The organism is Streptomyces sp. NPDC060035, from assembly GCF_042736635.1.
Lineage (GTDB): Bacteria > Actinomycetota > Actinomycetes > Streptomycetales > Streptomycetaceae > Streptomyces.
Map to the genome: position 1 here is coordinate 95,811 of NZ_JBHWVO010000019.1, position 23,958 is coordinate 119,768.

Genomic DNA, 23,958 nt, shown 5'->3' on the forward strand with positions numbered 1-23,958 from the left:
TCGCGGACCCGCTCCACGGATTGGGCCGTCCAGGTTCTACGGTGTTGCGATGACGTTCCAGCACGGCAACTACAGCAGCAACAGCTCCTCCGACTTCCCCGGCCGCAGTGGCCCGACCGCCACGGCCGAGGCCGACCCCCTCGACGTGGGTCCGGTCCGCACCTCCTACGCGCCGGACCGTGACGGCGATCCCGACCCGGGAGAGATCGTCTGGACGTGGGTGCCGTTCGAGGAGAACGACGGACGGGGCAAGGACCGGCCTGTTCTGGTCGTCGCCCGGGAACAGGAGGGCACGCTGCTCGCCGTGCAGCTGTCCAGCAAGCAGCACGACAGGGATCACGAGTGGGTCTCGCTGGGTGCCGGTCCGTGGGACAGCTCGGGGCGGCCGTCCTGGGTCGATCTGGACCGGGTGCTGAGGGTCGACGAGGACGGGATGCGCCGTGAGGCGTGTGCTCTGGACCGGGACAGGTTCGACCAGGTCGTGGTGCGGCTGCGGGAGCGCTACGGCTGGAGCTGACCGGCGAACACCCGGGTGAAGGCCGCCCGGACCGGGGATCCGGGACTGCGTTCCAGGATGCCGAAGACGATTCTCTCGAAGTGGCCCGCGAACCGTCCGCCGTCGGCGAGCAGGGCGCGGAAGGCCCCCGCCACCTCGGCCGGGTCGTTCTGGAAGACCCCGCAGCCCCAGGCGCCGAGGACCAGCCGGCGGTAGCCGCGGACGGCAGCCACCTCGAGCACCCGTTCGGCCCGGCTCGCGAGCGCGGCCGGGATGCGGTGCGCTTCTTCGGGGGTCTGCCTGCGGATCACTCCGGCGTTGGGTGCGGGCGAGGTCAGGAAGCCCACGGTGTACGGGGTGTCGAGGAGCCGCCCCCGGTCGTCGCGGAAGACCGGCACACCCGGTGAGTGAATGACCCGGTCGGTGTAGAAGGCACTGCGTTCCGTGCGGTGGTGGGCGTAGTACTCGGGGGCGCGCAGCAGCGTGGCATGGAGCGCGGAGCCACGGCACAGGGCCTCTTCCTGGGCCTGCGCGCCGTTCAGGTAGCCGCCGCCGGGGTTGCGGGCGGAGGCGTAGTTCAGGACGGCGACCTTGGCCGTTGATCCGGAGGCCAACCGGTGCGCCGCCTGCAGGCTGCTCTCGCCGGTGACCTCGACGGCCGGGGTGCGGTCGGTGTCCAGGACGGCGACCGGCACCGGCTCGGGGCCGTACAGCCGGGTGCCGGAGAGCGCGGCCGTCAGGGCACGCTCGATGGTGACCTCGCGCCCGTCGGGCGTGCGGTAGCGCCCGGCCGTGACGATGGCCTCGGTATCTCGCGCGATGCCGCGCAGTCGTGCGCTCATCGGCGCGCCCCCGTGTGGTGCATACGGGGCATGCTGGATGTCCCGGCGGCATGGACGCAACCGGTTTTCCGTCCCGCAGGGGCACCCTTGTGCGAACTCCCGGTAAGGGTTTGGGTGGTAAGGAAGCACCCCAAGAGGAGGCCCAGCATGCCCCCGGACACACCCGGCGATCACAGTCCGCCCGTTGACGCAGAACCCCTCCGCGAGGACGAGGTGGAGGATCTGCTGCGCGGCATATGTTTCAAGACAGGACCGCCCCGGACGGTCGGTGTGGAACTCGAATGGCTCATTCATGACCAGGAGCATCCCGATGTCCCCGTCTCCCACGACCGTCTCGGCGCCGCTGCGGACGCCGTGCGCGACACCCCGCTGAACGCGGCCCTGACCTTCGAACCGGGCGGTCAGCTGGAGCTCAGCTCGCAGCCCGCCGCCTCCCTCATGGCGTGTATCGACCAGACCGCCGCCGATATGAGGGCCGTGCGCGACACCCTCGGCCGGGCCGGTCTCGAACCGGTCGGACTCGGCGTAGATCCGTGGCATCCTCCCCGCCGTCTGCTGCAGGAGCCCCGTTACGCAGCCATGGAAACCTCCCTCGACCGGTCCGGGAGCGCCGGCCGCGCCATGATGTGCACGTCCGCCTCCGTCCAGGTATGCCTGGACGCCGGTGAGGAGGAGCCGGGACCGCTGGGCTACGGGCGGCGCTGGCAGCTCGGGCACCTGCTGGGTGCGGTCCTCGTCGCGGCCTTCGCCAATTCTCCGTTCCGGGAGGGGCTGCCCACGGGCTGGCGCTCGACACGGCAGTCGCTGTGGGCCGACCTCGATCCGGCCCGGTCCCTGGCTCCGAGCAGCCGTCTCGCGCCCCGCGACGCCTGGGCGGCGCATGTCCTGGACACGCCGTTGATGTGCATCCGGAGCGCCGATGCCCCCTGGGCCGTACCGAACGGGCTGACGCTCAGGGACTGGATCCGGGATGGGGGGCCACGGCCGCCGGTGCGAGCCGACCTCGATTACCACATCACGACGCTCTTCCCGCCCGTACGCCCGCGCGGACACCTGGAGCTGCGCATGATCGACGCCCAGTCCGGCACCGACGGCTGGCTGGTGCCACTGGCCGTGACCACCGCCATGTTCGACGACCCGGAGGCAGCCGAAACCGTGTACCGCACCGTAAAGCCCCTGGCCGAGACGGCGGGCCCGCCGGCCGCACCGCGCAATCCGCTCTGGACGACCGCCGCCCGTGACGGGCTGAGCGATCCGGAACTGGCCTCGGCCGCCGCCGCCTGTTTCGCGGCGGCCCTGGAGGCGCTGCCCAGGATCGGGGCGTCCGACCATGTGCAGAACACCGTCGCGTCCTTCCACGACCGCTTCGTGGCCCGGGGCCGATGTCCGGCCGACGATCTGCTCGGCCGGACGGAAGCGCGGTCCGGCGCCGGAGCCGCACCGCGTCATGGAAAGGGCCCGGCCCGATGACCGACACACCTGCCTCTTCCGACGGACCCGGCCTCGACACCGAGGCCCTGCGCAAGCGCGCTCTGGCCGCACTCCTCACCGCCCGCGAACGCACCGCGCTGCTCACCGACAGCCTCGATGACAACGAACTCATCGCCCAGCACTCTCCGCTGATGTCGCCCCTGGTCTGGGACCTGGCGCACATCGGGAATCAGGAGGAGCTGTGGCTGCTGCGCGCCGTGGGCGGCCGTGAGGCGATGCGCCCGGAGATCGACGGCCTGTACGACGCCTTCGAGCATTCCCGTGCGAGCAGGCCGTCGCTGCCCCTGCTGGCGCCGGCCGAGGCGAGGAAGTACGCCGCCGAGGTACGCGGACGGGCCCTGGACATTCTCGACGGCGCTCCGCTGCATGGCGGCGGTCGGCGACTCGAGCAGGCCGGCTTCGCCTTCGGCATGATCGCCCAACACGAACAGCAGCACGACGAGACGATGCTGATCACCCATCAGCTGCGGTCGGGGCCGGCAGTGCTCAGCGCACCGGAGCCGCCGGAGCCGACCGACGCAGCCTCCCGTCCGGGTGAAGTCCTGGTCCCCGGGGGCCCTTTCACCATGGGCACCTCGACCGAGCCCTGGGCGCTGGACAACGAACGGCCCGCGCACCGGCGCGAGGTGCCGGCGTTCTTCATCGACACCGCCCCGGTCACCTGCGGCGCCTACCGGCGCTTCATCGAGGACGGCGGGTACACCGAAGCGCGCTGGTGGGCTCCTGAGGGCTGGGCCATGGTCCGCGAACACGGGCTCATTGCACCCCTGTTCTGGCACCGGGACGCCGGGCAGTGGCTACGTCGGCGCTTCGGGGTGACCGAGCCTGTGGGTCCGGACGAGCCGGTGCTCCACGTCAGTTGGTACGAGGCGGACGCGTACGCCCGCTGGGCGGGCCGACGGCTGCCGACCGAGCCCGAGTGGGAGAAGGCGGCCCGTCACGATCCCGCCTCCGGGCGTTCGCTGCGCTACCCCTGGGGTGATGAGGACCCGACACCGGAGCGGGCCAATCTGGGCCAGCGGCATCTGCGTCCCGCCGCCGCGGGTGCGTACGCGGCCGGCCGGTCGCCGGCGGGCGCGGGGCAGCTGATGGGCGACGTATGGGAGTGGACGTCGAGCGACTTCCTGCCCTATCCGGGCTTCGCGCCGTTCCCGTACCGCGAGTACTCGGCGGTGTTCTTCGGCCCCGACCACAAGGTGCTGCGCGGCGGTTCGTTCGCCGTGGACCCGGTGGCCTGCCGCGGTACGTTCCGCAACTGGGACCTTCCGGTGCGGCGCCAGATCTTTTCCGGCTTCCGTACTGCGAGGGATGCCTGATGTGTCGTCATATCGCTTGCCTGGGGCCCCCGATGGCTCTGGGCGAGGTGCTCGTGTCCCCGCCGCACTCGCTCGTACGTCAGTCCTGGGAGCCGCGGCGCCAGAAGTACGGCACGGTCAACGCCGACGGCTTCGGGGTCGGCTGGTACGCGGACGGCGATCCGGTTCCGGGGCGCTACCGCCGTCGGGGACCCATCTGGGGTGACGAGACCTTCGCCGATCTGGCCCGTGTGGTGCGCAGCACGGCGCTGCTCGCCGCGGTCCGTGACGCGACGCGCACCGGCGCGGACGGTGAGGCAGCCGCCGCACCGTTCGCCGCGGGCCGCCTGCTGTTCAGCCACAACGGAGCGGTCAAGGGCTGGCCGGACTCCCTGGCGCCGCTGGCAGGCGTTCTGCCGCCCGCGTCGCTGCTCGCCCTGGCGGCGCGGACCGACTCGGCGCTGATCTGGGCACTCGTGCTCCACCGGATCGCCGAGGGCGACGAGATACCGCAGGCGGTCGCCGACACCGTGGTCGACATCGCTTCGGCAGCCCCCGGATCGCGCCTCAACCTGCTGCTCACCGATGGCTCCACGATCGTGGCGACCGCCTGGGGCGACTCGCTCTGGTATCTCGACGAACCAGGCCGCCGCATGGTGGTCGCCTCGGAGCCGTACGACGACGATCCGTACTGGCGAGAGGTCCCCGACCGCACTCTGCTGGCCGCGACCCGCACCGACGTTCTGCTCACACCGCTCAAGGAGCCCACTGAGTGAGTCCCTTTCTGCTGACCCGCACCCTGCCGCTGGACGCGACCGACGCGGCGCTTCGCGCCGATGTGCTCAGCGGCCTGACCCGGCACCCGAAGACGCTGCCGCCCAAGTGGTTCTACGACGCGCACGGCAGTGACCTGTTCGAGGAGATCACCCGGCTGGCCGAGTACTACCCGACCCGTGCCGAACGGGAGATCCTGATCGCGCGCGCCACGGACATCGCAGCGGCGTCCGGGGCCCGGACCCTGATCGAGCTGGGGTCGGGGTCCTCGGAGAAGACCAGGCATCTACTGGACGCACTGCCCGACCTGCACACCTACGTGCCCGTCGATGTCAGTGAGAGCGCCCTGACGGGTGCGGCAGAGGCACTGCTGGCCGAGCGCCCCGGGCTCTCCGTGCACGCCCTCATCGCCGATTTCACGCACGTCCTGGAGCTGCCCGACAGTCCCGGGCCGCGGCTGGTCGCGTTCCTGGGCGGCACGCTGGGCAATCTGCTGCCCGACGAGCGCGCGGCGTTCCTGAAGTCCGTACGGGCACGGCTCGCGCCCGGCGACAGCCTGCTGCTCGGCACGGATCTGGTCAAGGACGAAGCGACGCTCGTCGCGGCGTACGACGACGCGGCCGGGGTGACGGCGGCGTTCAACAAGAACGTGCTGACGGTGGTGGACCGCGAGCTGGGGGCGGACTTCCAGCTCGACGACTTCGACCATGTCGCCGTGTGGGACCCGGAACACGAGTGGATCGAGATGCGGCTGCGCGCCCGGCGGGCCCTGACGGTGAAGGTCCGGGAGCTGGATCTGGTGGTGTCGTTCGAGGCGGGTGAGGAACTGCGTACGGAGGTCTCGGCGAAGTTCCGCCAGGAGGGGGTACGGGACGAACTGGCCGCAGCGGGGCTGCGGCTGGCTCAGTGGTGGACGGATTCCGCGGGCCGGTTCGCGCTGTCCTTGGCCACGGCCGACTGAGCGGCGCGCGCCAGTGAACGCCTGTCGGGCTCACTGCCGGCCGGAATCGGCGCAAGGACGCTGATCTCGGCAGTGAGCCCGGCGGCGGTCACCACCCTCCAGATCGAGGCTGCGAGCGGATCGTCGCCGACGAACGCCGCGGCGCCCGCGGTGCTCAGGTCCGTGGTCCGGTAGCGGATGCGTAGCGGCCGGACCACGGCGCCCGCGTCGATCGCCGCCTGGAACGCGGCGGGCCGGAACCGGCCGCCGGTGCTCCGGCCGCACCAGGTGCTGCCCTGCGGGAAGACGGCGACCCGTGATCCGGAGGCCAGCGCCCCGGCGAGGGCCCGTACCGCGGCGGGCAGGGCTCTCAGCCGGTCCCGTTCGATGAACAGCGTGCCGCCGAGGCCGGCGAGCGGTCCGAGCAGCGGCCAGTTCCGGATCTCGCTCTTGGCGACCATCCGGGCCGGGAGGACCGCTGCGACGAGCGGGATGTCCAGCCAGGAGACATGGTTGGCGACCACGAGCTCCCCGGCCGGCGCACGTCCCGCCGTCACCGGCCGTCCGGTGACGCGTATGCGTACGCCGAAGGCCCGCACCACCGTGTACGCCCACCGGCGGACCAGTCGGTCACGGCTCGCCGGGCCCAGGAGCAGCACGACCGGTACGCAGAGCACCCCGAGCAGGGTGAGCGTGCAGCCGGCGAACAGCAGGGCGGCGGCGGGCAGCGGGGCGCGCCGCTCGCCCCGGTGTCCCGCGCAGTCGTGCGGGGTGCACGGGGCCGTGGGCAGCCAGGCACTCATCGCAGCGGGGCGAGCGAGAGGAAGTGGCGCAGGTAGCGCGGGTCGGTACGGCGCATCGAGAGCAGGACGTAGAGGTCGGCGACATTGAAGTCCGGGTCGTGGGCGGGGGCGCCGCAGACCCAGGCGCCCAGGCGCAGATAGCCACGCAGCAGGGGCGGCAGCGCGGCCCGGCCTCCTGCGCCCCCTGCGGGGTGTCCTGAGGTGTCCCAGAGGCGATGGGGGGTGACCCAGTACTTCTCGGGGGCCAGATGGTGGGTGCGTACGGTATGCCAGCTCCTGGCCGCCAGCGCTCCGCCGTCGGCCAGGGGTACGGAGCAGCAGCCGGCCAGCCAGGTGTGACCGGTGCGCTCCATGTAGCGGGCGAGTCCTGCCCAGATCAGCGCGATCACCGCACCGTCGCGGTGGGCGGGGTGGACACACGAACGGCCGACCTCGACCAGGTCGTCGCGGATCGGTCCCAGCCGGCTGAGGTCGAACTCGCTCTCCGCGTACAGGCCGCCGGCCCGCGCGGCCCCTTCGGGCGGAAGAAGCCGGTAGGTGGCGACGACGTCCCCGGTGGCCACCTCGCGCACCAGCAGGTGATCGCAGTGGACGTCGAAGGCGTCGCTGTCCAGGCCGGGCTCGGGGCCGTCGAGCCGGGCGCCGAGCTCCCCGGCGAAGACCTGGTGGCGCAGTCGCTGGGCGGCCCGTACGTCCTCCGCGCAGGTGGCGAGCGATACCCGGTAGCCCGAGGGGGCGGCGGGGGCCCCGCCCTGCGGAGGTATGGCCGGGGCGTGGGCGGGAACGGGTGAGGTGAGGGGCAGGGGCAGCACGGTCATGGCAGTCTCCGGGGACGGATCAGCAGGGCGGCTGCCGGGCTTTTGCTGGAGTGCGACGGCCCGGCCCCTTACTTCTTCCGTGACCGGCTGGATTTGACATGACCGCTACGGAGAGCGGGGATGTCGAATCGGCTGAATCCCGGGGTGCCGGATTCAGCCGTCGCTCCCGGACCGCTGTCAGCCCGTGGTGAGCTTCACGGTGATGCGCTCCGACGCCTTCCTCGCCTCGTCTGCCGGATCGCCTCCCTCCAGCACGGCGGTCATGTACGGCTTGATGGGGTTCTCGGCCTCGACGGCGGCCCAGTGGGGCGAATTGGGCGTGGCGCGGCCCTGGGTGGCCCCTTCGGCCATCGCGGCCGTTCCTTCCTGGCCCTCGATGACACGGGCGAGGGCGGGCTTGTTGGGCACGTAGCTCATGGTCCTGGCAAGCTCCGTCTGCCACTTCTCGCTCGCCAGCGCCGTGATGACGTCGATACCCGCGCGGCGCTCGTCGGCCTTGTCCGGCACGATCAGGTCCGACCCGCCGGTGAAGACGGCACCCGGCTTCTTCGCGCTCCTGCCGGGAATGGGGAAGTAGCCGAGCTTTCCCTTGAGTTCGGGATTTGCCTGTTCGATGAGTCCGGCACTTCCCGGCACGGAGATGATCTGGGCGACATCACCCTTGGCGAACACGTCGGTCTGCGGGGGCGTCTGCTCGTCGGCGTCCTTGGGCCCGTCGCCGAGCCCCTGGAGCTGCTTGTAGAAGTCCATCCCCCGGAGCGCGGCGGGCGAGCCCAGCGCACCCTGCCAGTCCCCGCCGTTCTCGTCGGCGAGTTCACCGCCCTCGTCCCAGATGAATCCGGCGAGGACGTACCAGTTCTGACCGGCGAGGTAGATGCCCTGCCGGTCGGCACTGTCGAGCCTCTCGCTGATGTCGATCCACTCCTCACGCGTCTTGGGCAGTTCCGTGATCCCCGCCTGGGCGAAGAGGTCCTTGTTGTAGATCACGACACGGTTGGCCGCGTACCAGGGAATTCCGTACTGCTGACCGTTGATGCTGCCCGGTTCCGCCAGACCCGGCAGCCAGTCCTCGCTGCCCAGGTCACGCATCGACTCGAGGGTGAGATCGCTCAGTCCGCCGCTCTCCGCGTACTGCGCGACCTGGGTGTTGCCGACCTCGATGACGTCCGGTGCGTCATCGCCGCCGAGGGCTTCCATGACCTTGGGGCCGATGCCGCTCCACTCCTGGAAGACAAACTCCAGTTCGACAGAGGGGTGCTCCTCCTCGTACGACTGCGTGAAGCGGTCCAGGAAGCCCTTGGAAACGCTGTCCTTCATCAGCCAGACCGTCACGGTGCGGCTGTCGTCACCCGCGGGCAGATAGCCGCAACCGCCCAGCGCGACGGAGGAAATGAGCGCAACGGCTCCGGCCAGTTTGCGGATCTTCACGAGGGTCACCTTCTGCGGAACGGCACGACGAAACAACAGGACCCGGATGGGGGGACTGCGGGCGGCGCTCGCACGGGTTATGACCCGGAGTTTGGTATGGACCAATCGGCAGGTCAAGGGCCCTGCCTCCGGGAGTTCGACGGCCGCGATCCCTCGCGCGTCGACGCAGAGTGAGGCACCGTGGAACCACGAAAGGAGACATTAGATGTCTAATCACACCTATCGGGTCACCGAGATCGTAGGAACCTCCGAGGAGGGCATCGATGCGGCGATCCGTAACGGCGTCGCAAGAGCTTCCGAAACGTTGCACAATCTCGACTGGTTCGAGATGACACAGGTGCGCGGGCACATCGAGAACGGCCGCATCGCCCACTACCAAGTGGGCCTCAAGGTCGGCTTCCGTCTCGACGGGAAGGCCTGATCAGGTCCGGCCTTCGCGCTCCTGCGCATCCTTGAGCGACGGCGACGAATCGGCCCAGCGGGCCCGTACCACTGTGAATCCGGCCCGTTCGGCCGCGTCGCAGACCAGCTCGTCGTCGTCGACGAGGATCCGCACCTCACGCTCCCGGCCCAGCCGCTTCAGGATCTCCAGCTTGGTGCGGCGGGCCGGCCGCCTGTCGTCGTTGCGCCGCATGTGAACGCGGCCCCGCGGCAGACCATGTTGCTCCAGCCACGCCAGGGTGTCCCGGCGGCACCGCTCCGGCCGGCCGGTGAGGTACACGACCTCGCACTGCTCGGCGCTCGACAGAGCGAGCTTCACGCCCTTCTCCAGCGGAGGGTCGTCGACCGCCGCAGCGAAGAACCCTTTCCAGTCGCGCCGGGCCCCTTCGAGAAAGTGCTGCCGGTGGCCGTTGTCCGCGAGCGTCCCGTCCAGGTCGAACACGGCCAGCGGCCGAGCGTCGTCTCTCACCCGCTCACCCTGGAAGAAGCACGACGAAAGGACGGACGAATGACGGGCAATGACCTCGGCGGACGCCGGGTGCTCGCAATCGTGACCAACTACGGCGTCGAGCAGGACGAACTCGTACTGCCCGTGCGGCACCTGCGCGACCGCGGAGCGACCGTGGACATTGCCGCCGTCTCCGTGGACGTCATCCGCACGCTCGTCGGGGACAGGGATCCCGGGGAGAATGTGCGCCCGTCCCTCGCGCTGACCGATGCCGACCCGACCGGCTACGACCTCCTTCTGGTCCCCGGCGGAACGCTCAACGCCGACTCACTGAGGCTGCAGGAGGCCGCCTCGGACCTCGTCCGCTCGTTCACGTCCTCCGGCCGTCCGGTGGCGGCCATCTGTCACGGACCATGGGCGCTGATCGAGGCGGGAGTCATCGAGAACAAGACCCTCACCTCGTACGCGTCACTGAGGACGGACATCCGCAACGCCGGCGGCAACTGGGTCGACGCGCCGGTCGTCAGCGACGACGCCGGCGGCTGGCTCCTGATCACCTCGCGTACACCGGACGACCTGCCGGACTTCCTTCACGAGGTCGACAAGGAACTCGCAGCGGTGGGTTCCTGACCCCCACCGCCCCTTCCTGGCCCCAGGGAGACGGCAGCGGCGCCGGGCGGCCGGGGGGCGGTGCGGATCCGCGCCTGTGCGCTCAGCGGCCGAGAGCCTTGCGCAACTGCTCCTTGTTCATCGACGAGCGACCGTCGACGTTGCGCCTCCTGGCCTCCTCGTGCAACGGGTCCTTCGTCGGCCCCTCGGCCCCGCTGTGGGAAAGCTCGCCGCCGCGCTCGGACGCCGACTTCGGGTCCCGGAGGGAAGCCGTACCCAGGGTCCCCGACTCGCCCGAGTGTGCACGCTCCTTGTCGGCCGTGCGGGCGGCGATCTCCTTCGCACGCTCCGTGGAGGTGCCGCGCTTCTCCGCGCCCTCCTTGATGTGCTCGTAGCCTCGCGCCTGGAGCTGGAACTTGCGGGCATGACACCTCTCCTCGCTCCCGGACCGGGGCCGTGGTCCGCCTGCCCCTACCCCACAGCGTGGCACTGCCCGCCGCCCGGCCGGAGAGCCGAACGGGGCACCCTCAACCGGTCCGGCCGCGGCCCGGTGCCGTTCGAGATGCAGGTTCGGCGGAGCGCTGATTCGCTGATCCTGTCCGCTCCCCCACCGATCCAGGAGTGATCATGAGCGTTGCAGGTGAATCCGGCGGCCGTGCCCAGCAGCTGCGTACCAAGGCGCAGGAACTGAAGGAAGCCTCAGAACGTGCCACCGACCCCGAGCAGCGCCGGCGGCTCCAGGACAAGGCCCGCCGCCTGCAGGAGCAGAGCGAGCAGGAGAGCAGCATGCGGGACCGCGGCATGGACCCGATGGTGTAAGCGCTCGGCCCGACACTGTGCCGGTGGTCCTCCCCTGCTCGACACCGACAGGGGCCACCGGCACAGCTGTGTACGACGGTCAGCGGCGTACCTTGCGGGTCGCCCGCAGCCACTCCTTGTTCATGGCCGCGATGGAGGGCAGCGGAATGCCCTTGGGGCAGGCCGTGGCGCACTCGCCGGTCAGGGTGCAGCCGCCGAAGCCCTCCTCGTCCATGGTGGCGACCATGTCGAGTACCCGGGTCTCGCGCTCGGGTGCGCCCTGGGGGAGCACATTGAGGGCGTTGATCTTCGCCGAGGTGAAGAGCATCGCGGAGCCGTTGGGGCAGGCCGCGACACAGGCTCCGCAGCCGATGCACTCGGCGTGCTCGAAGGCGTAGTCGGCGTCCGGCTTGGGCACAGGGGTTGCGTGCGCGTCGGGTGCCGTGCCGGTGGGGGCGGAGATGTATCCACCGGACTGGATGATGCGGTCGAAGGCCGAACGATCCACGACCAGGTCCTTGACGACCGGGAAGGCGGAGGCGCGCCACGGCTCGATGTCGATCGTGTCGCCGTCCTGGAAGGACCGCATGTGGAGCTGGCAGGTGGTGGTGCGTTCCGGGCCGTGGGCGTCGCCGTTGATGACGAGGCTGCATGCGCCGCAGATGCCTTCGCGGCAGTCGTGGTCGAAGGCGACGGGCTCGTCCCCGTCGAGGATGAGTTCCTCGTTGAGCGTGTCGAGCATCTCCAGGAACGACATGTCCTGCGAGATGCCGTCGACTTCGTAGGTGGCCATGGCGCCGGGCGCCTCGGCGCTCTGCTGGCGCCAGACGCGCAGGGTCAGCTTCATGCGTAGCTCCGCTGGGTGGGGTGGACGTACGCGAAGACGAGGTCTTCCTTGTGCAGGACGGGGGCGTCGCCGGTGGCGTTGAACTCCCAGGCGGCGGCGTAGGAGAACTCCGCGTCCCGGCGGGCGGCTTCGCCGTCCGGGGTCTGTGATTCCTCGCGGAAGTGGCCGCCGCAGGATTCCGCGCGGTGCAGGGCGTCGAGGCACATGAGCTCGGCGAGCTCCAGGTAGTCGACGATACGGTTGGCCTTCTCCAGCGACTGGTTGAACTGTTCGCCGGTCCCCGGCACCTTGATGCGGCGCCAGAACTCCTCCCGGATCTCCGGGATCCGGTCCAGCGCCTTGCGCAGCCCCTCCTCGGTGCGGGCCATGCCGCAGAACTCCCACATGAGTTCGCCGATCTCACGGTGGAAGGAGTCGGGGGTGCGGTCGCCGTCGACGGCGAGGAGCAGGTTCAGCCTGTCCTCGGTCTCCGCGACGGCTTCGGTGACCGCCGGGTGGTCCTGGTCGATCTCCTCGGCGTGCGGGTGGCGGGCCAGGTAGTCGTTGATGGTCGACGGGAGGACGAAGTAGCCGTCGGCGAGGCCCTGCATCAGCGCGGAGGCGCCGAGCCGATTGGCTCCGTGGTCGGAGAAGTTGGCCTCGCCGATCGCGAAGAGGCCGGGGATCGTGGTCTGCAGGTCGTAGTCGACCCAGAGCCCGCCCATCGTGTAGTGCACGGCAGGGTAGATCCGCATCGGAGTCTCGTACGGGTTCTCCGCGGTGATCTGCGCGTACATGTCGAAGAGGTTGCCGTACTTCTCCTCGACCTTGTTCCTGCCCAGCCGCTGGATGGCCTCGGCGAAGTCGAGGTAGACGCCCTGCCCGCCGGGACCGACCCCGCGGCCCTCGTCGCAGACGTTCTTCGCGGCGCGGGAGGCGATGTCGCGGGGCACGAGGTTGCCGAAGGCCGGGTAGATGCGCTCGAGGTAGTAGTCCCGCTCGTCCTCCGGGATCCGGTTGGCGGGGCGGTCGTCGCCCTTCGCCTTCGGGACCCAGATGCGTCCGTCGTTGCGCAGCGATTCACTCATCAGCGTCAGCTTGGACTGGTGGTCACCGGTGCGCGGGATGCAGGTGGGGTGGATCTGGGTGAAGCAGGGGTTGGCGAAGTAGGCGCCGCGGCGGTGGGCACGCCAGATGGCGGTGGCGTTGGAGTTCATGGCGTTCGTGGACAGGTAGAACACGTTGCCGTAGCCGCCGCTGGCCAGGACGACCGCGTCGGCGAGATAGGTGTCGGTCCTCCCGGTGATCAGGTCGCGGGCGACGATGCCGCGGGCCTTCCCGTCGACGACGATCAGGTCGAGCATCTCGGTGCGGGCGTGCAGTTCGACGTTGCCCGCGGCGATCTGGCGGGAGAGCGCCTGGTAGGCGCCGAGGAGGAGCTGCTGCCCCGTCTGGCCGCGGGCGTAGAAGGTACGGGAGACCTGGACGCCGCCGAAGGAGCGGTTGTCGAGGAGGCCGCCGTACTCACGGGCGAAGGGCACACCCTGGGCGACGCACTGGTCGATGATCTCGACGGAGATCTGGGCGAGCCGGTGGACGTTGGACTCGCGGGCGCGGAAGTCGCCGCCCTTGACCGTGTCGTAGAAGAGCCGGTGGATGGAGTCGCCGTCGTTGCGGTAGTTCTTCGCGGCGTTGATACCGCCCTGTGCGGCGACGGAGTGGGCGCGCCGCGGTGAGTCCTGGAAGCAGAACTGGACGACGTGGTAGCCCTGTTCGGCGAGTGTCGCACCGGCCGAGCCGCCGGCGAGACCGGTGCCGACGACGATGACGGTGTGCTTGCGGCGGTTGGCCGGGTTGACCAGCTTCGCCTGGAAGCGGCGGGTGTCCCAGCGCTCGGCGACGGGGCCCTCGGGCGCCTTGGTGTCGACGACGGGTTCGCCGGTCGCGTAGTTCGTGTAGTCGCTCATGTCAGCTCACCACTCCGGTCATGACGGCCACGGGCACGGAGACGAAGCCCACCGTCAGCACCACTGCCAGGACGTTGGCGAGGGTCTTCAGCACCCGGTCACGGGTCGCGTTGCCCACGCCGAGGGTCTGCGCCGCGCTCCAGAATCCATGCTGGACGTGCAGGCCCATGGCGAGCACAGCGACGATGTAGATGACGTTGCCGTACCAGGTGGAGAAGGTGTCGAGGACGTTCTGGTACGGGTGTCCGGACCGGAATCCGCCGGTGTGCACGGTGCCGGTCGTCAGATCCAGGATGTGCCAGACGATGAACAGCGCCAGGATGATGCCGCCCCAGCGCATGGTGCGGGTGGCGTAGCCGGCGCGCGCCTTCTTGTGAACGTACGCGTTCGGGCGCGCCCTGATGTCGCGGCGGCTCAGCTGGTACGCACAGACCGCGTGCAGGACGACGGCCGCGACGAGCACCACACGGATGATCCACAGGGCCCACTCGTAGTGCAGGAAGGGCTCGCCGAGGGTCCGGAGCCAGTGGGCGTAGTGGTTGAACTCGCCGGATCCGAAGAAGATCTTCAGGTTGCCGAGCATGTGGACGCCCAGATATCCGAGCATGATCAGGCCGCTCACAGCCATGATCATCTTCTTGCCGACGGACGAGTCCCAGAGCGTACGCGTCATGGACGGCCGTCGGTCCGTCCGCGTTGCCAATGCCATGGACACGACGCTAGGCCCGAATGGCACCATCAGTCCAAGACATGAAACAACTCATATCCATAGGCTTTCTCTATGGGGTTCGCTATCGTCGGTCCCATGCACTTCCAGCAGCTCACCTACTTCGTTGCCGTCGCCGAGGCCCGGCACTTCACGCGGGCCGCCGAGGAGGTGCACGTCTCCCAGCCCTCGCTCTCCCAGCAGATCAGGGCACTGGAGAACGAACTGGGTGCCGAGCTCTTCAGCCGGGCGAGGGGCAACATCGCGCTCACCGACGCCGGGGAGGCGTTGCTGCCGCTGGCACGCAGAATCCTGGCGGACGCGGACACCGCACGGCACGAGGTGCAGGAGCTCGTGCAGTTGCGCCGGGGCAGGATCAGGCTCGGTGCCACTCCGAGCGTCTGCACCGGTCTGCTGCCTGACGTGCTGCGCGCCTTCCACGATCTGCACCCGGGAATCCAGCTCCTGATCGAGGAGGGCGGCTCCCACGACCTCGTACGGCAGCTGGCCAGGGGGGCGCTGGATCTCGCGCTGGTCGTGCTGCCGTTGCCCGCCGCGTCGCCCGCGCTGACCACCCTGGAACTGCTGCACGAGGACCTGGTCGTGGTGTCGTCGACGGCACGGCAAGGGCCCGGCGCCAAGGGCACGGTGCGCATCGCCGATCTCGAGGACGAGCCGCTGGTGATGTTCCGGCACGGGTACGACCTGCGAGAGCTGACGGTGGCCGCCTGCCGCGCGGAGGGCTTCGAACCGTCGTTCACGGTGGAGGGCGGCGAAATGGACGCCGTGCTGGGCTTCGTACGGGCGGGGCTCGGGATCGCGGTGGTGCCCCGCATGGTCGCCGTACGGGCCGGCCAGGATCTGCGAGCGACACCGCTGGCCTCGCCCGGTCTGCGGCGCACCATCGCGCTCGCGCACCGCAGCGACGTCGCGCCGCCGCGGGCGGCGCGGGAACTGCAGCGGATGCTCCTGACCAAGGGGACGGACGGGCCCGGCGGGGCGGGCGGGCCGGAAGCGTCGGTGCCGCCCGGTGTGTCCTCAACCGCCGACGGATCCGGCCCGTCCGGCGGTTGAGGACGAAGTGTCGTACCCCGTCCGACGGTTGAGGACGAAGTGTCAGACCGCGTCCGCCAGCAGCAGGGCGTGGATCCGGTCCGGTGCCCCCGGTCGCGCGTAGTACCAGCCTTGGGCCGTGTCGCAGCCCAACTGCCGCAGCTGCTCGGCCTGGGCGCCTGTCTCCACGCCCTCCACCGTGACCGCGAGGTCCAGGCTGTGGGCGAGCGAGACGATCCCCTCGACGATCTTCAGGTCGACCGGGTCGGCCGGATGGTGCTGCATGCCCTGGGTGAAGGAACGATCCAGCTTGAGGACGCTCACGGGCAGACGGCGCAGGTTCGCCAGATTCGAGTAGCCGGTCCCGAAGTCGTCCAGAGCGATATCGACGCCCATCTCCGCCAGTTGCCGCAGCGGCTTGAGCAGATCGTCGTCGGCACCGATCAGCGCCGACTCGGTTACCTCCAGGCACAGCGCGCCCGGCTCCAGTCCGGAGCGCTCCAGGACGTCGACGGTCTCGGCGACCAGCCTCGGGTGGTGGAGCTGCGTCGGTGAAAGGTTGACATTGATCCGCAGCGGGCCGCCGTCGGTGTGCCGCTCCGTCCAGAAGTTCGCCTGGCGGACGGACTCCTCCAGTACCCAGCGGCCGAGCGGGACGATCAGCCCGGTGTGCTCGGCGAGCGGGATGAACCGGTCGGGGCCCAGCACGCCGTGCTGGGGGTGACACCAGCGCACCAGCGCCTCCGCACCGTGCACACTGCCGTCGCCCAGGTGCACCAACGGCTGGTACTCGATGAAGAACTCGCCTCGGTCCAGGGCCGCGGGCAGTGCCGTGGTCAGTCCGTGCCGGGTGATGGCGCGGGCGTCGGCCTCGGCGTCGGCGAGCGCGTAGCGGTTGCCGCCGGCCGACTTGGCGCGGTACATGGTGATGTCGGCGCTGCGCAGCACCTCTGCGCCGGTACGTTCGCCCGACGGCCCCTCGACGACGCCGATGGACCCCCGTACCGTCAGCTCCCGGCCGTCGAGCCGGATGGGCGTGGCGAGCGCCGAGAGGATTCGGCCGGCCAGCTCGTCGACCTCGTCCTCGGTACGCGGACCGGTCGTCAGGGCCACGAACTCGTCCCCGCCGAGGCGTGCGACCATCTCGCCCGGGGCCGTCGCACAGCTCTGCAGCCGGTCGGCGACCTCGACCAGGAGCCGGTCGCCGGCCGCATGACCCAGGCTGTCGTTGATCGCCTTGAAGCCGTCGAGGTCGAGATAGCAGAGCCCGAAGCGCATGCCCTCCTTGGCGGCGAGGGCCTTCTCCAAACGCTCGAAGAAGAGGGTCCGGTTGGGCAGCCCCGTCAGCGCGTCGTGCGTGGCCTCGTAGCGCAGCCTGAGGTTGAGCAGCCGCCGCTCGGTGGTGTCCTCCATGAGGGCGAGCTGGTACTCCGGACGGCCCTCGGAGTCGCGCAGCAGCGAGACCGTGAGATTGGTCCACAGCACGGTGCCGTCGTTGCGGTAGTAGGCCTTTTCCACGCGGTAGTGCTCACGTTCCCCGCGTACCAGCTCGTTGTAGTACTTCCAAACTTGCGGTGAGTCCTCGGGGTGGACCCACTCGTTCACCTTGTGGCTGCGGACATGGTTCTCCAGGCCGCCGAACATCCGGGTGAGGGTGTCGTTGATCTCCAGCACATTGCCTTCGAGATCGGCGATGCCGATCCCGATGGCCGCGTCCTTGAACACGGCACGGAACCGCGCCTCGGTCGCGTGCAGCGCCGCCTCGGCGTGCGAGCGGGCCGTGAGCGCCGACCGGGCGATGGCTTCCTGTTCGTTGAGCGTCCGCTCGCGCAAGGCCTGGGTGAAGCCGCCGGCGAGCGCGTGCTGCATCCGCGCGCAGCGGGCCCGGCTGTCCTCGGTCGACAGCTCCGCAGGGCCGTTGGTGCCGCAGTAGAGCACCAGGTACGAATCGACGACGCCGAGTGTGGAGCTGAGGGCGTCGGGATCCGTGCAGTGGGCGGCAACCAGCGCGGCCCCCACCTGCTGTGCGGACGCCGCGTCGAAGGGCCGTGCATGAAGGATTGCGCTGAGCTCCCGGGCGAGCGGCAGCAGGTGCTCCTCGAACTCCGGGCGGGTCATGGACGTGGCCGTGGACGGAAAGATCGCCCGGCTCCAGATGGTGGCGAATCTCCGGAGCCGGCCCTCCGGGCCGTCCGGTTCCGCGTCCGGTGCACCGGACGCCTGAGCGGGGATGCTCACGCCTTGCGTCCAACCCCGGCGAAGCCCGAGAAGGCGAACGGGTCTTCCTGCGCCCGTGCCTCAGGGTTCTCGGGACGCCAGTCGGGCATCGAGACGAGTCCGGGCTCGACCATCTCGTATCCCTCGAAGAACCTGCTGACCTCCTGGCGCGACCGCATGATCAGCGGATTGCGGATGGTGCGGTAGACGCCGACCGTGCCGCCGGCATCCTCCTGGGAAAGCGGAATCCCCTCGTACGAGGCGTGGGTCAGGACGAGCAGGCTGCCGGGCGCCAGCGACTCCCGCAGCTCGGCGACCGCCGCGTACGGGTCGTCGGCGTCCTCGACGAAGTGGAGCACCGCCACGAGCAGCAGTGCCACCGGCTTGTCGAAGTCGATCAGTCCGCGGATCTCCGGGTTCTGCAGGATCTCCGAGGGCTTGCGCAGATCCGCCGCGGCGACCACGGTCCGCTCGTTGCCCTCCAGCACCGCCTGGCTGTGCGCGACCGCGACCGGATCGTGGTCGACGTACGCGATCCGGGCCTCCGGGTCGGCCGCCTGGGCGACTTCGTGAACGTTGCCGAACGTCGGTATGCCCGATCCGATGTCCAGGAACTGGCTGATGCCCGAAGTGGTGGCGTGCTGCACGGCCCGGCGCATAAAGGCGCGATTCGCCTGCATGATCTTGGGAAGGCCCGGCATGAACTCCATGGCCTTGCGGGCCGCTTCCCGGTCCACCTCGAAATTGTGCGAACCGCCCAGATAGAAGTCATACATGCGAGACACGCTCGGCACCGAGATGTCTATGCCCTGCGGTGCCCAGGCGGGACGCTCCATCGATGTCTCCAACAAGTCGCCACGGCGATCCGGCCATGTTCATGGTCAGTGTTGACCAGAGGCTACTGATCGACCGCCAAGAGAGCGAGTGGAAACGGAAATTAGAGATCCGTTATTGGTCACACACCAGTGGCATGTGCAACCGGCCCGTCGCTGCGCGTAACATACAGCGACGGACCGGTGCTGCGTAGACCTCTTCGGTACTACTTGGGGGCGCCGACCAGCTTTGCGTTGGGCGACACCGCGTACCATGTCCCCCCGACACCTTGGCCGTTGGTGTCTCCGGGCTCCGCGTCACCGGAGAAGGTGTAGATCGGCCAGCAGTCGACGGACTGCTGCTTGATGCCGTCGGGACGGTCGAAGGTGACAAATCCCTTGGTGGTGACGCCCTCGACATCATTCTTCGCCACGGGGCTGACGACGGGCCACTTCTTGAGGCAGTCTCCCGTGCACGCGGACTTCATCGGCCACGCCGAGTCCTTCTTGAAGCGGTAAACGGTCATCCCCCGCTTGTCGACGACGATCTCTCCGAGTTTCGGGTCCTTACGGACCGAAAGGCCGGCGAGATCAGCAGGTTCTGCGCCGACGGGGCCATCCGCGTTCACCGCCGCCTTCTTCCCGTCCGGAGCCGAAGCGAACCATGTACCTCCGACGCCCTGCCCGGTTGCCTCTCCGGGGCCGGTGTCCTTGGCGTACCGGTACATCGGCCAGCCCGCGACGGTCAGCTGCTTGGTGCCGTCGGCCCGCGTGACCTCGCCCATCAGTGCGGCGTCGGTCCCCGCCGCGGCCGTGGCGTTGCCGGCGGGGACCACAGGCCAGGTCTTCGCACAGTCGCCCTCGCAATTCGACTTCGGTGGGTTCGCGGTGTCCTTGTCGAAGCGGTAGAGCGTGAAGCCCTCACTGTCGGTCAGCACCTTGCCCAGTTCCTTGCTGTCCCACACCGCGAGCTGCCCGGCTTCCTTCGGTGCCGCGGCGTCCGCACCCGTGTCGGAACCGTAGCCCCCGTCCGAGCCGTACCCGCTGCCGGCCGGCTGCTGCGCGGGAGCCGCATTGCCGACGGCCTGACCGTTGGGGGACGCGGTGCCCTTCTCCTGACCGCACGCCGTCGTCAGTGCCAACAGGGCCACCGTCGTCACCGCGAGCGAGGCGTTCCGCCAGGTATTCATTTCGACTCCCGTTGTCCTTCTGCCGGTTGCGACGCGAGTCCGCGTCGCTCATGGCCCTAGGTACGGGCGAGTACTGCCCCTGTGTTCAACAGGTCACCGAGAAAGTTTCTCCGCGCGCAAACGCGAATCGACGAATATCCCCACCATCAGGCGAATCGGCTCCCCACTCCGCGTGCCGCACGCCGGCAGGGAACATGATCCCCGGCGTGTACGGATCACGCATCGGGCGGCTCATAGCCGCCACCACTCTGCTCTGGCTGCTCGCCGTACCGGCGCCCGCGACCGGTGACAACTGTGCGGTTGCCTCCATCGGGCAGGGGGACGGCGGTTCGTCGGTCGCCGTGGCGGGCGGTGGGCAGTGCAAGGCCGTCGTCGCCGAACCCGAACCGGCCCCGCCGCCGCCTCCACCACCGCCGCCTCCTCCTCCCCCACCCCCTCCTCCGCCACCGCCACCTCCGCCTCCCCCGCCCCCGCCTCCGGCCCCCGCGCCACCCGAACCGGAACCGGAACCCGCGCCGCCGCCGCCGTCGCCCACGGCGCGTCCGGCGCCGCCCTCACCCAGGCCCGTGGCGCTGCCCGCCTACCGGAAACCGCCCCGCAAAGCACCCCGGGCCGGTACTTCGCTGGTCTCGCTCACCCTGCTGATCACCGCTCCCGCCGTATTCGCGGTTGCCGTGCTACGGCCCCGCTCGTCCCGATGACCGATGTCCGATGAAGACCGATGAAGGAAGCCCATGTCGGAATGGCTTGTTCTGACCATCGCCATGGCCTCGGCCTGCGCCGTCGTCCTGACCATCGCAGTCCTCAACAACCGCCGCATCGGCGATGACGACGATCCGTCCGAGACGCCCGACGTCATCGAGTACATGACGATGATGATCGGCGTGGTGTACGCGATCGTGCTCGGCCTGGCCATCGCGGGCGTCTGGGAGGGCCGCAGCGCCGCCCAGGAATCGGTACGCCTGGAGGCCCAGGCGCTGCATGAGGTGAGCGCGCGTTCAGCCGTATATCCGGCCGAGGTACGCGACCGCATCCGCGGCGATGTCGACGCCTACGTCTCGTATGTCGTCAACGAGGAGTGGAGGGCAATGACGGAGCACAGCAGCCTCACCGAGGAGGGGACACGACTCCTGGACCGGCTACGGGCCGACGTCACAGAATACCGGCCGCGTACGGACCACGAGGGGCAGGCGTACCAGCCGCTGGTGGACCAGGTGGCCGCCGTCGACGACGCACGGGGCTCCCGGGGCCAGAACGCGGGCGCGACGATGCCGGGAGTCGTCTGGTTCGGCTTGATCACCGGGGCGCTGGTCACGGTCGGACTGATCTTCACACTCCAGATCCGCAGAACGTTCCGCGAATTGCTGCTCGCCGGCCTCTTCAGCGTCCTGATCGCCTTCCTGCTCTTCCTGATCTGGGACTTCGACGCCCCCTTCGGCCGGGGCATCTCGGCCACCACCGCCCCGTTCGTCGATCTGTTCCCGCACGCCACAGACGGGTAGGACACCCGGCGGGTGCGCCGGCCGGGGGACAAGACTGCCCCATTTGCCGGACACCGATCGCGGGTGATATGTGGTACTTCTACCGTTTCGGGCATCGAGGTGCATTTCTCATGCCTTGCGGAAATCCGTTCCGCGGCTGCTCCTCGGGGACCCGGAGGATTCACCATGCGCGCGATACGTGTCGCACCCGCCGCCCTGCTGGGCGCGGCAGCCTGCTTCCTGATGGCACCGGCCGCATCGGCCCACGTGCTCCCAGGCGGCACATCCACCTCGTTCACGCCGACCATCACTCCGTCGACGGTCGCGCCGGGAGGCCAGGTCACCCTCGGCGCCATGGGGTGCACCAGTGACGCGACCGCGTTCTCGGGCGTGTTCGACACGACCACGATCCCGCGAGGCAGGTCGGCCACCGTCACGGTCGACTGGGACGCCAGGCGCGGGGCCGTCTACGAAGTGACCTTCCGCTGCGGCAACACGACGCGGACGGCGGACCTGTCCATCACGAGCGGTGCCACGAGCTCCCCCACCAACACCCCCACCACCGCTCCCACCACCAGCTCCACCGCGTCTCCCAGCGGTGTGCTGGGCGGGCTCGGCGGCAGCGTCGACACCGTGGATCCCGGTGAGATCGCAGCCGGTGCCGCATTGGTGACGGTCGCGGCAGCGGGTGCCGTCTATGTCCTGCGCAAGCGGCGGACCGGCCGTCAGCACTGACCGTGCCGCACGACTTCACAGCACACACAGTCGCCCCGGGTCCTGATCCAGGACTCGGGGCGACGGGCGTATCGGGCCGGGCAGGAGGTTCGACGCGTTACATTGCCGCATTGCTCATCCGGCGACGGACGATGAAGACAGCACCGCCGACGGCTGCCCCGGCGACAAGACCGCCTCCGACCTGCATCTCGACCGAGCTCGGCCCCATGGAGCCGCCGAGGCCGCCCTGCGCGCCCCGGCTGGGGAGCACGGTGAAACGGGCCGTCGCGACGGAGTCGTTGTTCTCGCCACGGCCGCCGCGCTCATCGCCGTTGCCGCCCCGGCCGCCGTTACCACCCTGGCCGCCGTCGCCGCCCTGGCCGCCGTTGCCGCGCTCATCGCCGTCGCCGCCCTGGCCGCCGTTACCACCCTGGCCACCGTTGCCGCCGGTGCCGTTGCCGTTGCCGTTGCCGTTGCCGAAGTTGTTGCCGTTCTCGTTGCACCTCACGGACAGGCTGTACTGCCCGGGCGTCGTGTTGTCGCGGATGCGCGCCGTGGCGTAGCCGACCCGCCCGGGCGAGAGGTTCACCGTCGGGAAGGCGTTCGACCACACCTTGCCGCCCGAGCGGCCGCATCCCTCTGCGCTGACCTGCAGGGTGGCGCCTTGGTGGACGGCGGACGGGTTGACGGTGACGTTGGTCGGGGCGTTGCTCGAGTTGCTGCCCGGGCCACCGCCCGCGACCGCCATCGGAGCAGCGAGCCCGACTGCCGCGAACGCGGTCGCGGCAGCTGCGAGAGTGCGTGAAGCACGCATCTTGGAACCTCCAGCGGGAAGCGCCCCGGAGTCCTGTTCCCCGGGATGAATGGGCGAGAACGCGTCCCATGACGAACCCTCACCAAATACCGCAAATGTTGCACTTCGGCGCTGCTCCACCTCGGTGAGCCGACACGCCGTGCGTCGGGCCCGCAATCTGACGCATCCGCAGGTCACGGACCGTCAGAATTTTTATCTGCTCATTACTCCGAAGTAGAGGGCTCCCCGTGGCCGCCACCCGTTCGCCCTTCTCTGATCGCCGCCGCACCGCCCCGCGCCTAGCGTTTGCGATGTCGCGACGAAGGGAGAACCATGGGCCGGGACCACTGGGGCGCCGAGCGGAGCAGACGCACACCTTGGGGCGCGATCGCCCTGGTGATGCTGACCGGGCTCGCCCTCATGCGCAATGGCGTCGAGACCTCTCCCGGACCACCTCAGCCCGCCGCCGCGGCCTCCGTGGCGGGCCCACGGGACGCGGCAGCCCCCGCACCGGCCGAGGGCGAACCGGTACAGCCGCTGCCGTACGCACCAGCCGCACGGATCCAGGTTCCGTCGATCCAGGTCGACGCGCCTGTGATCGACGTGAATCTGGATCCGGCCGGCTGGATCGAGGCGCCGCCCCCGCAGGACCCGAACCTCGCGGGCTGGTATCAGAACGGCATCGCCCCCGGACAGCGCGGTACGGCCGTCGTGGTCGGCCACGTGGACAACCTGTCCGGTCCCGCTGTCTTCTACGGCCTGGGCTCCCTCCAGAAGGGCCAGCGTGTCGAAGTGGCCCGCTACGACGACCGGATCGCGGTGTTCGAGGTCTACGGAGTCGAGGTGTTCTCCAAGAACGACTTCCCCGGAGCCCGGGTCTACGGCGACACCGGGTACTCCGAGCTCCGGGTCATCACCTGCGGTGGCGGCTATTCGAGGGCCGGTGGATACGACGGGAACGTGGTGGTCTTCGCCCGGCTGGTCGAGACGCGTTAGCGGGTACGCAGGCGCGCGGC

24 protein-coding genes and 1 pseudogene are annotated in these 23,958 nt (G+C 69.7%); 12 read left to right on the forward strand and 13 right to left on the reverse strand.

Going from position 1 to position 23,958, the window contains the following annotated elements; genetic code table 11:
- The first annotated feature begins 49 nt into the window (after nucleotides 1–49).
- On the forward strand, nucleotides 50–517 hold the full coding sequence (locus ACFWBQ_RS27035) for a type II toxin-antitoxin system PemK/MazF family toxin (protein WP_385499667.1): 468 nt from the start codon (nucleotides 50–52) through the stop codon (nucleotides 515–517).
- Here the strand turns inward: ACFWBQ_RS27035 and ACFWBQ_RS27040 are convergent.
- A complete protein-coding gene (locus tag ACFWBQ_RS27040) occupies nucleotides 502–1,338 on the reverse strand; it encodes a TIGR02452 family protein (RefSeq protein ID WP_385499676.1) in 837 nt (278 codons plus the stop codon). The two genes, ACFWBQ_RS27035 and ACFWBQ_RS27040, sit on opposite strands and share 16 nt — an antisense overlap.
- 147 nt (nucleotides 1,339–1,485) lie before the next feature.
- Here ACFWBQ_RS27040 and egtA point away from each other — a divergent pair, with 147 nt between their 5' ends.
- Genes egtA through egtD form a run of 4 tightly spaced genes read left to right on the forward strand, consistent with a single transcriptional unit; the run spans nucleotide 1,486 to nucleotide 5,859 of the window.
- Nucleotides 1,486–2,808 (forward strand): ergothioneine biosynthesis glutamate--cysteine ligase EgtA, encoded by a 1,323-nt coding sequence (gene egtA / locus ACFWBQ_RS27045; RefSeq protein WP_385499689.1) that lies wholly within the window; start codon nucleotides 1,486–1,488, stop codon nucleotides 2,806–2,808.
- The gene (egtB, locus tag ACFWBQ_RS27050) at nucleotides 2,805–4,145 is read left to right on the forward strand and encodes an ergothioneine biosynthesis protein EgtB (protein ID WP_385499693.1); all 1,341 of its coding nucleotides are present in this window, start codon (nucleotides 2,805–2,807) and stop codon (nucleotides 4,143–4,145) included. Before egtA ends, egtB begins: the two co-directional genes overlap by 4 nt.
- Nucleotides 4,145–4,900 (forward strand): ergothioneine biosynthesis protein EgtC, encoded by a 756-nt coding sequence (egtC, locus tag ACFWBQ_RS27055; protein WP_385499699.1) that lies wholly within the window; start codon nucleotides 4,145–4,147, stop codon nucleotides 4,898–4,900. The genes egtB and egtC overlap by 1 nt, the downstream gene beginning before the upstream one ends.
- A complete protein-coding gene (egtD, locus tag ACFWBQ_RS27060; RefSeq protein ID WP_385499703.1) occupies nucleotides 4,897–5,859 on the forward strand; it encodes an L-histidine N(alpha)-methyltransferase in 963 nt (320 codons plus the stop codon). Before egtC ends, egtD begins: the two co-directional genes overlap by 4 nt.
- Here egtD and ACFWBQ_RS27065 read toward each other — a convergent pair.
- From ACFWBQ_RS27065 to ACFWBQ_RS27075, 3 genes are all read right to left on the reverse strand, one after another.
- On the reverse strand, nucleotides 5,802–6,641 hold the full coding sequence (locus tag ACFWBQ_RS27065) for a lysophospholipid acyltransferase family protein (RefSeq protein WP_385499709.1): 840 nt from the start codon (nucleotides 6,639–6,641) through the stop codon (nucleotides 5,802–5,804). The genes egtD and ACFWBQ_RS27065 overlap by 58 nt on opposite strands.
- Nucleotides 6,638–7,459 (reverse strand): GNAT family N-acetyltransferase, encoded by an 822-nt coding sequence (locus ACFWBQ_RS27070; RefSeq protein WP_385499717.1) that lies wholly within the window; start codon nucleotides 7,457–7,459, stop codon nucleotides 6,638–6,640. The genes ACFWBQ_RS27065 and ACFWBQ_RS27070 overlap by 4 nt, the downstream gene beginning before the upstream one ends.
- Nucleotides 7,460–7,636: 177 nt before the next feature.
- Complete coding sequence (locus ACFWBQ_RS27075) at nucleotides 7,637–8,887, reverse strand: extracellular solute-binding protein (RefSeq protein WP_385499733.1); 1,251 nt, start codon at nucleotides 8,885–8,887, stop codon at nucleotides 7,637–7,639.
- A gap of 205 nt (nucleotides 8,888–9,092) precedes the next feature.
- Between ACFWBQ_RS27075 and ACFWBQ_RS27080 the strand changes: the two genes are divergently transcribed.
- On the forward strand, nucleotides 9,093–9,308 hold the full coding sequence (locus ACFWBQ_RS27080) for a dodecin (protein ID WP_329205008.1): 216 nt from the start codon (nucleotides 9,093–9,095) through the stop codon (nucleotides 9,306–9,308).
- On the opposite strand, the gene ACFWBQ_RS27085 is transcribed toward ACFWBQ_RS27080, so the two are convergent.
- Nucleotides 9,309–9,797 carry a hypothetical protein gene (locus ACFWBQ_RS27085; RefSeq protein WP_385499750.1) on the reverse strand — a complete coding sequence of 163 codons (489 nt, stop codon included), beginning with the start codon at nucleotides 9,795–9,797 and terminating at the stop codon, nucleotides 9,309–9,311.
- A 39-nt stretch (nucleotides 9,798–9,836) separates the two neighbouring features.
- On the opposite strand from ACFWBQ_RS27085, the gene ACFWBQ_RS27090 reads away from it, so the two are divergent.
- Nucleotides 9,837–10,406 carry a DJ-1/PfpI/YhbO family deglycase/protease gene (locus ACFWBQ_RS27090; protein WP_385499753.1) on the forward strand — a complete coding sequence of 190 codons (570 nt, stop codon included), beginning with the start codon at nucleotides 9,837–9,839 and terminating at the stop codon, nucleotides 10,404–10,406.
- A gap of 82 nt (nucleotides 10,407–10,488) precedes the next feature.
- Here ACFWBQ_RS27090 and ACFWBQ_RS27095 read toward each other — a convergent pair whose 3' ends face one another.
- On the reverse strand, nucleotides 10,489–10,875 hold the full coding sequence (locus ACFWBQ_RS27095; RefSeq protein WP_385499757.1) for a plasmid stabilization protein: 387 nt from the start codon (nucleotides 10,873–10,875) through the stop codon (nucleotides 10,489–10,491).
- A 137-nt stretch (nucleotides 10,876–11,012) separates the two neighbouring features.
- Between ACFWBQ_RS27095 and ACFWBQ_RS27100 the strand changes: the two genes are divergently transcribed.
- Entirely contained in the window at nucleotides 11,013–11,204 is a 192-nt protein-coding gene (locus tag ACFWBQ_RS27100) for a DUF6381 family protein (RefSeq protein ID WP_385499764.1), read from the forward strand.
- A 79-nt stretch (nucleotides 11,205–11,283) separates the two neighbouring features.
- On the opposite strand, the gene ACFWBQ_RS27105 is transcribed toward ACFWBQ_RS27100, so the two are convergent.
- From ACFWBQ_RS27105 to ACFWBQ_RS27115, 3 genes are read right to left on the reverse strand one after another with little or no spacing between them, the layout of a single operon-like run.
- The gene (locus ACFWBQ_RS27105) at nucleotides 11,284–12,030 is read right to left on the reverse strand and encodes a succinate dehydrogenase/fumarate reductase iron-sulfur subunit (RefSeq protein WP_385499771.1); all 747 of its coding nucleotides are present in this window, start codon (nucleotides 12,028–12,030) and stop codon (nucleotides 11,284–11,286) included.
- Nucleotides 12,027–13,976: a fumarate reductase/succinate dehydrogenase flavoprotein subunit gene (locus ACFWBQ_RS27110; RefSeq protein WP_385499776.1), complete on the reverse strand. Its 1,950-nt coding sequence runs from the start codon at nucleotides 13,974–13,976 to the stop codon at nucleotides 12,027–12,029. Before ACFWBQ_RS27110 ends, ACFWBQ_RS27105 begins: the two co-directional genes overlap by 4 nt.
- Nucleotide 13,977: 1 nt before the next feature.
- Nucleotides 13,978–14,685, reverse strand: a complete 708-nt coding sequence (locus tag ACFWBQ_RS27115; protein WP_385499780.1) for a succinate dehydrogenase — start codon at nucleotides 14,683–14,685, stop codon at nucleotides 13,978–13,980.
- 96 nt (nucleotides 14,686–14,781) lie between these two features.
- Between ACFWBQ_RS27115 and ACFWBQ_RS27120 the strand changes: the two genes are divergently transcribed.
- Nucleotides 14,782–15,756 carry a LysR family transcriptional regulator gene (locus ACFWBQ_RS27120; RefSeq protein ID WP_385500191.1) on the forward strand — a complete coding sequence of 325 codons (975 nt, stop codon included), beginning with the start codon at nucleotides 14,782–14,784 and terminating at the stop codon, nucleotides 15,754–15,756.
- 42 nt (nucleotides 15,757–15,798) lie between these two features.
- Here the strand turns inward: ACFWBQ_RS27120 and ACFWBQ_RS27125 are convergent, their stop codons facing one another.
- The 3 genes from ACFWBQ_RS27125 to ACFWBQ_RS27135 all read right to left on the reverse strand — a co-directional run bounded on the left by ACFWBQ_RS27125 (nucleotide 15,799) and on the right by ACFWBQ_RS27135 (nucleotide 19,954).
- Entirely contained in the window at nucleotides 15,799–17,973 is a 2,175-nt protein-coding gene (locus tag ACFWBQ_RS27125) for a putative bifunctional diguanylate cyclase/phosphodiesterase (RefSeq protein ID WP_385499783.1), read from the reverse strand.
- Complete coding sequence (locus ACFWBQ_RS27130) at nucleotides 17,970–18,788, reverse strand: SAM-dependent methyltransferase (RefSeq protein WP_385499788.1); 819 nt, start codon at nucleotides 18,786–18,788, stop codon at nucleotides 17,970–17,972. The genes ACFWBQ_RS27125 and ACFWBQ_RS27130 overlap by 4 nt, the downstream gene beginning before the upstream one ends.
- Before the next feature lie 203 nt (nucleotides 18,789–18,991).
- Nucleotides 18,992–19,954, reverse strand: a complete 963-nt coding sequence (locus ACFWBQ_RS27135) for an SCO0930 family lipoprotein (protein WP_385499795.1) — start codon at nucleotides 19,952–19,954, stop codon at nucleotides 18,992–18,994.
- Nucleotides 19,955–20,688: 734 nt separating this feature from the next.
- Between ACFWBQ_RS27135 and ACFWBQ_RS27140 the strand changes: the two genes are divergently transcribed.
- Nucleotides 20,689–21,456, forward strand: a complete 768-nt coding sequence (locus tag ACFWBQ_RS27140; RefSeq protein WP_385499801.1) for a hypothetical protein — start codon at nucleotides 20,689–20,691, stop codon at nucleotides 21,454–21,456.
- Between the two features lie 165 nt (nucleotides 21,457–21,621).
- Nucleotides 21,622–22,170, forward strand: a complete 549-nt coding sequence (locus tag ACFWBQ_RS27145) for a hypothetical protein (protein ID WP_385499805.1) — start codon at nucleotides 21,622–21,624, stop codon at nucleotides 22,168–22,170.
- A 97-nt stretch (nucleotides 22,171–22,267) separates the two neighbouring features.
- On the opposite strand, the pseudogene ACFWBQ_RS27150 reads toward ACFWBQ_RS27145, so the two are convergent.
- A pseudogene (locus tag ACFWBQ_RS27150) lies at nucleotides 22,268–22,450 on the reverse strand (hypothetical protein); the annotation flags it as partial.
- An 825-nt stretch (nucleotides 22,451–23,275) separates the two neighbouring features.
- Here ACFWBQ_RS27150 and ACFWBQ_RS27155 point away from each other — a divergent pair.
- Nucleotides 23,276–23,938, forward strand: a complete 663-nt coding sequence (locus ACFWBQ_RS27155) for a class F sortase (RefSeq protein ID WP_385499811.1) — start codon at nucleotides 23,276–23,278, stop codon at nucleotides 23,936–23,938.
- The last annotated feature ends 20 nt before the right edge of the window (nucleotides 23,939–23,958 follow it).

Bases quoted from the DNA above. Each gene is read 5' to 3' on its own strand.
- ACFWBQ_RS27110 (WP_385499776.1), bottom strand. From the start codon at position 13,976: ATGAGCGACTACACGAACTACGCGACCGGCGAACCCGTCGTCGACACC.
- ACFWBQ_RS27115 (WP_385499780.1), bottom strand. From the start codon at position 14,685: ATGGCATTGGCAACGCGGACGGACCGACGGCCGTCCATGACGCGTACG.
- egtB (WP_385499693.1), top strand. From the start codon at position 2,805: ATGACCGACACACCTGCCTCTTCCGACGGACCCGGCCTCGACACCGAG.
- ACFWBQ_RS27070 (WP_385499717.1), bottom strand. From the start codon at position 7,459: ATGACCGTGCTGCCCCTGCCCCTCACCTCACCCGTTCCCGCCCACGCC.
- egtC (WP_385499699.1), top strand. From the start codon at position 4,145: ATGTGTCGTCATATCGCTTGCCTGGGGCCCCCGATGGCTCTGGGCGAG.
- ACFWBQ_RS27065 (WP_385499709.1), bottom strand. From the start codon at position 6,641: ATGAGTGCCTGGCTGCCCACGGCCCCGTGCACCCCGCACGACTGCGCG.
- ACFWBQ_RS27040 (WP_385499676.1), bottom strand. From the start codon at position 1,338: ATGAGCGCACGACTGCGCGGCATCGCGCGAGATACCGAGGCCATCGTC.
- ACFWBQ_RS27100 (WP_385499764.1), top strand. From the start codon at position 11,013: ATGAGCGTTGCAGGTGAATCCGGCGGCCGTGCCCAGCAGCTGCGTACC.
- ACFWBQ_RS27130 (WP_385499788.1), bottom strand. From the start codon at position 18,788: ATGGAGCGTCCCGCCTGGGCACCGCAGGGCATAGACATCTCGGTGCCG.
- egtA (WP_385499689.1), top strand. From the start codon at position 1,486: ATGCCCCCGGACACACCCGGCGATCACAGTCCGCCCGTTGACGCAGAA.
- ACFWBQ_RS27105 (WP_385499771.1), bottom strand. From the start codon at position 12,030: ATGAAGCTGACCCTGCGCGTCTGGCGCCAGCAGAGCGCCGAGGCGCCC.
- ACFWBQ_RS27090 (WP_385499753.1), top strand. From the start codon at position 9,837: ATGACGGGCAATGACCTCGGCGGACGCCGGGTGCTCGCAATCGTGACC.
- ACFWBQ_RS27155 (WP_385499811.1), top strand. From the start codon at position 23,276: ATGGGCCGGGACCACTGGGGCGCCGAGCGGAGCAGACGCACACCTTGG.
- ACFWBQ_RS27035 (WP_385499667.1), top strand. From the start codon at position 50: ATGACGTTCCAGCACGGCAACTACAGCAGCAACAGCTCCTCCGACTTC.
- ACFWBQ_RS27140 (WP_385499801.1), top strand. From the start codon at position 20,689: ATGTCGGAATGGCTTGTTCTGACCATCGCCATGGCCTCGGCCTGCGCC.
- ACFWBQ_RS27145 (WP_385499805.1), top strand. From the start codon at position 21,622: ATGCGCGCGATACGTGTCGCACCCGCCGCCCTGCTGGGCGCGGCAGCC.
- ACFWBQ_RS27135 (WP_385499795.1), bottom strand. From the start codon at position 19,954: ATGAATACCTGGCGGAACGCCTCGCTCGCGGTGACGACGGTGGCCCTG.
- ACFWBQ_RS27080 (WP_329205008.1), top strand. From the start codon at position 9,093: ATGTCTAATCACACCTATCGGGTCACCGAGATCGTAGGAACCTCCGAG.
- ACFWBQ_RS27120 (WP_385500191.1), top strand. From the start codon at position 14,782: ATGCACTTCCAGCAGCTCACCTACTTCGTTGCCGTCGCCGAGGCCCGG.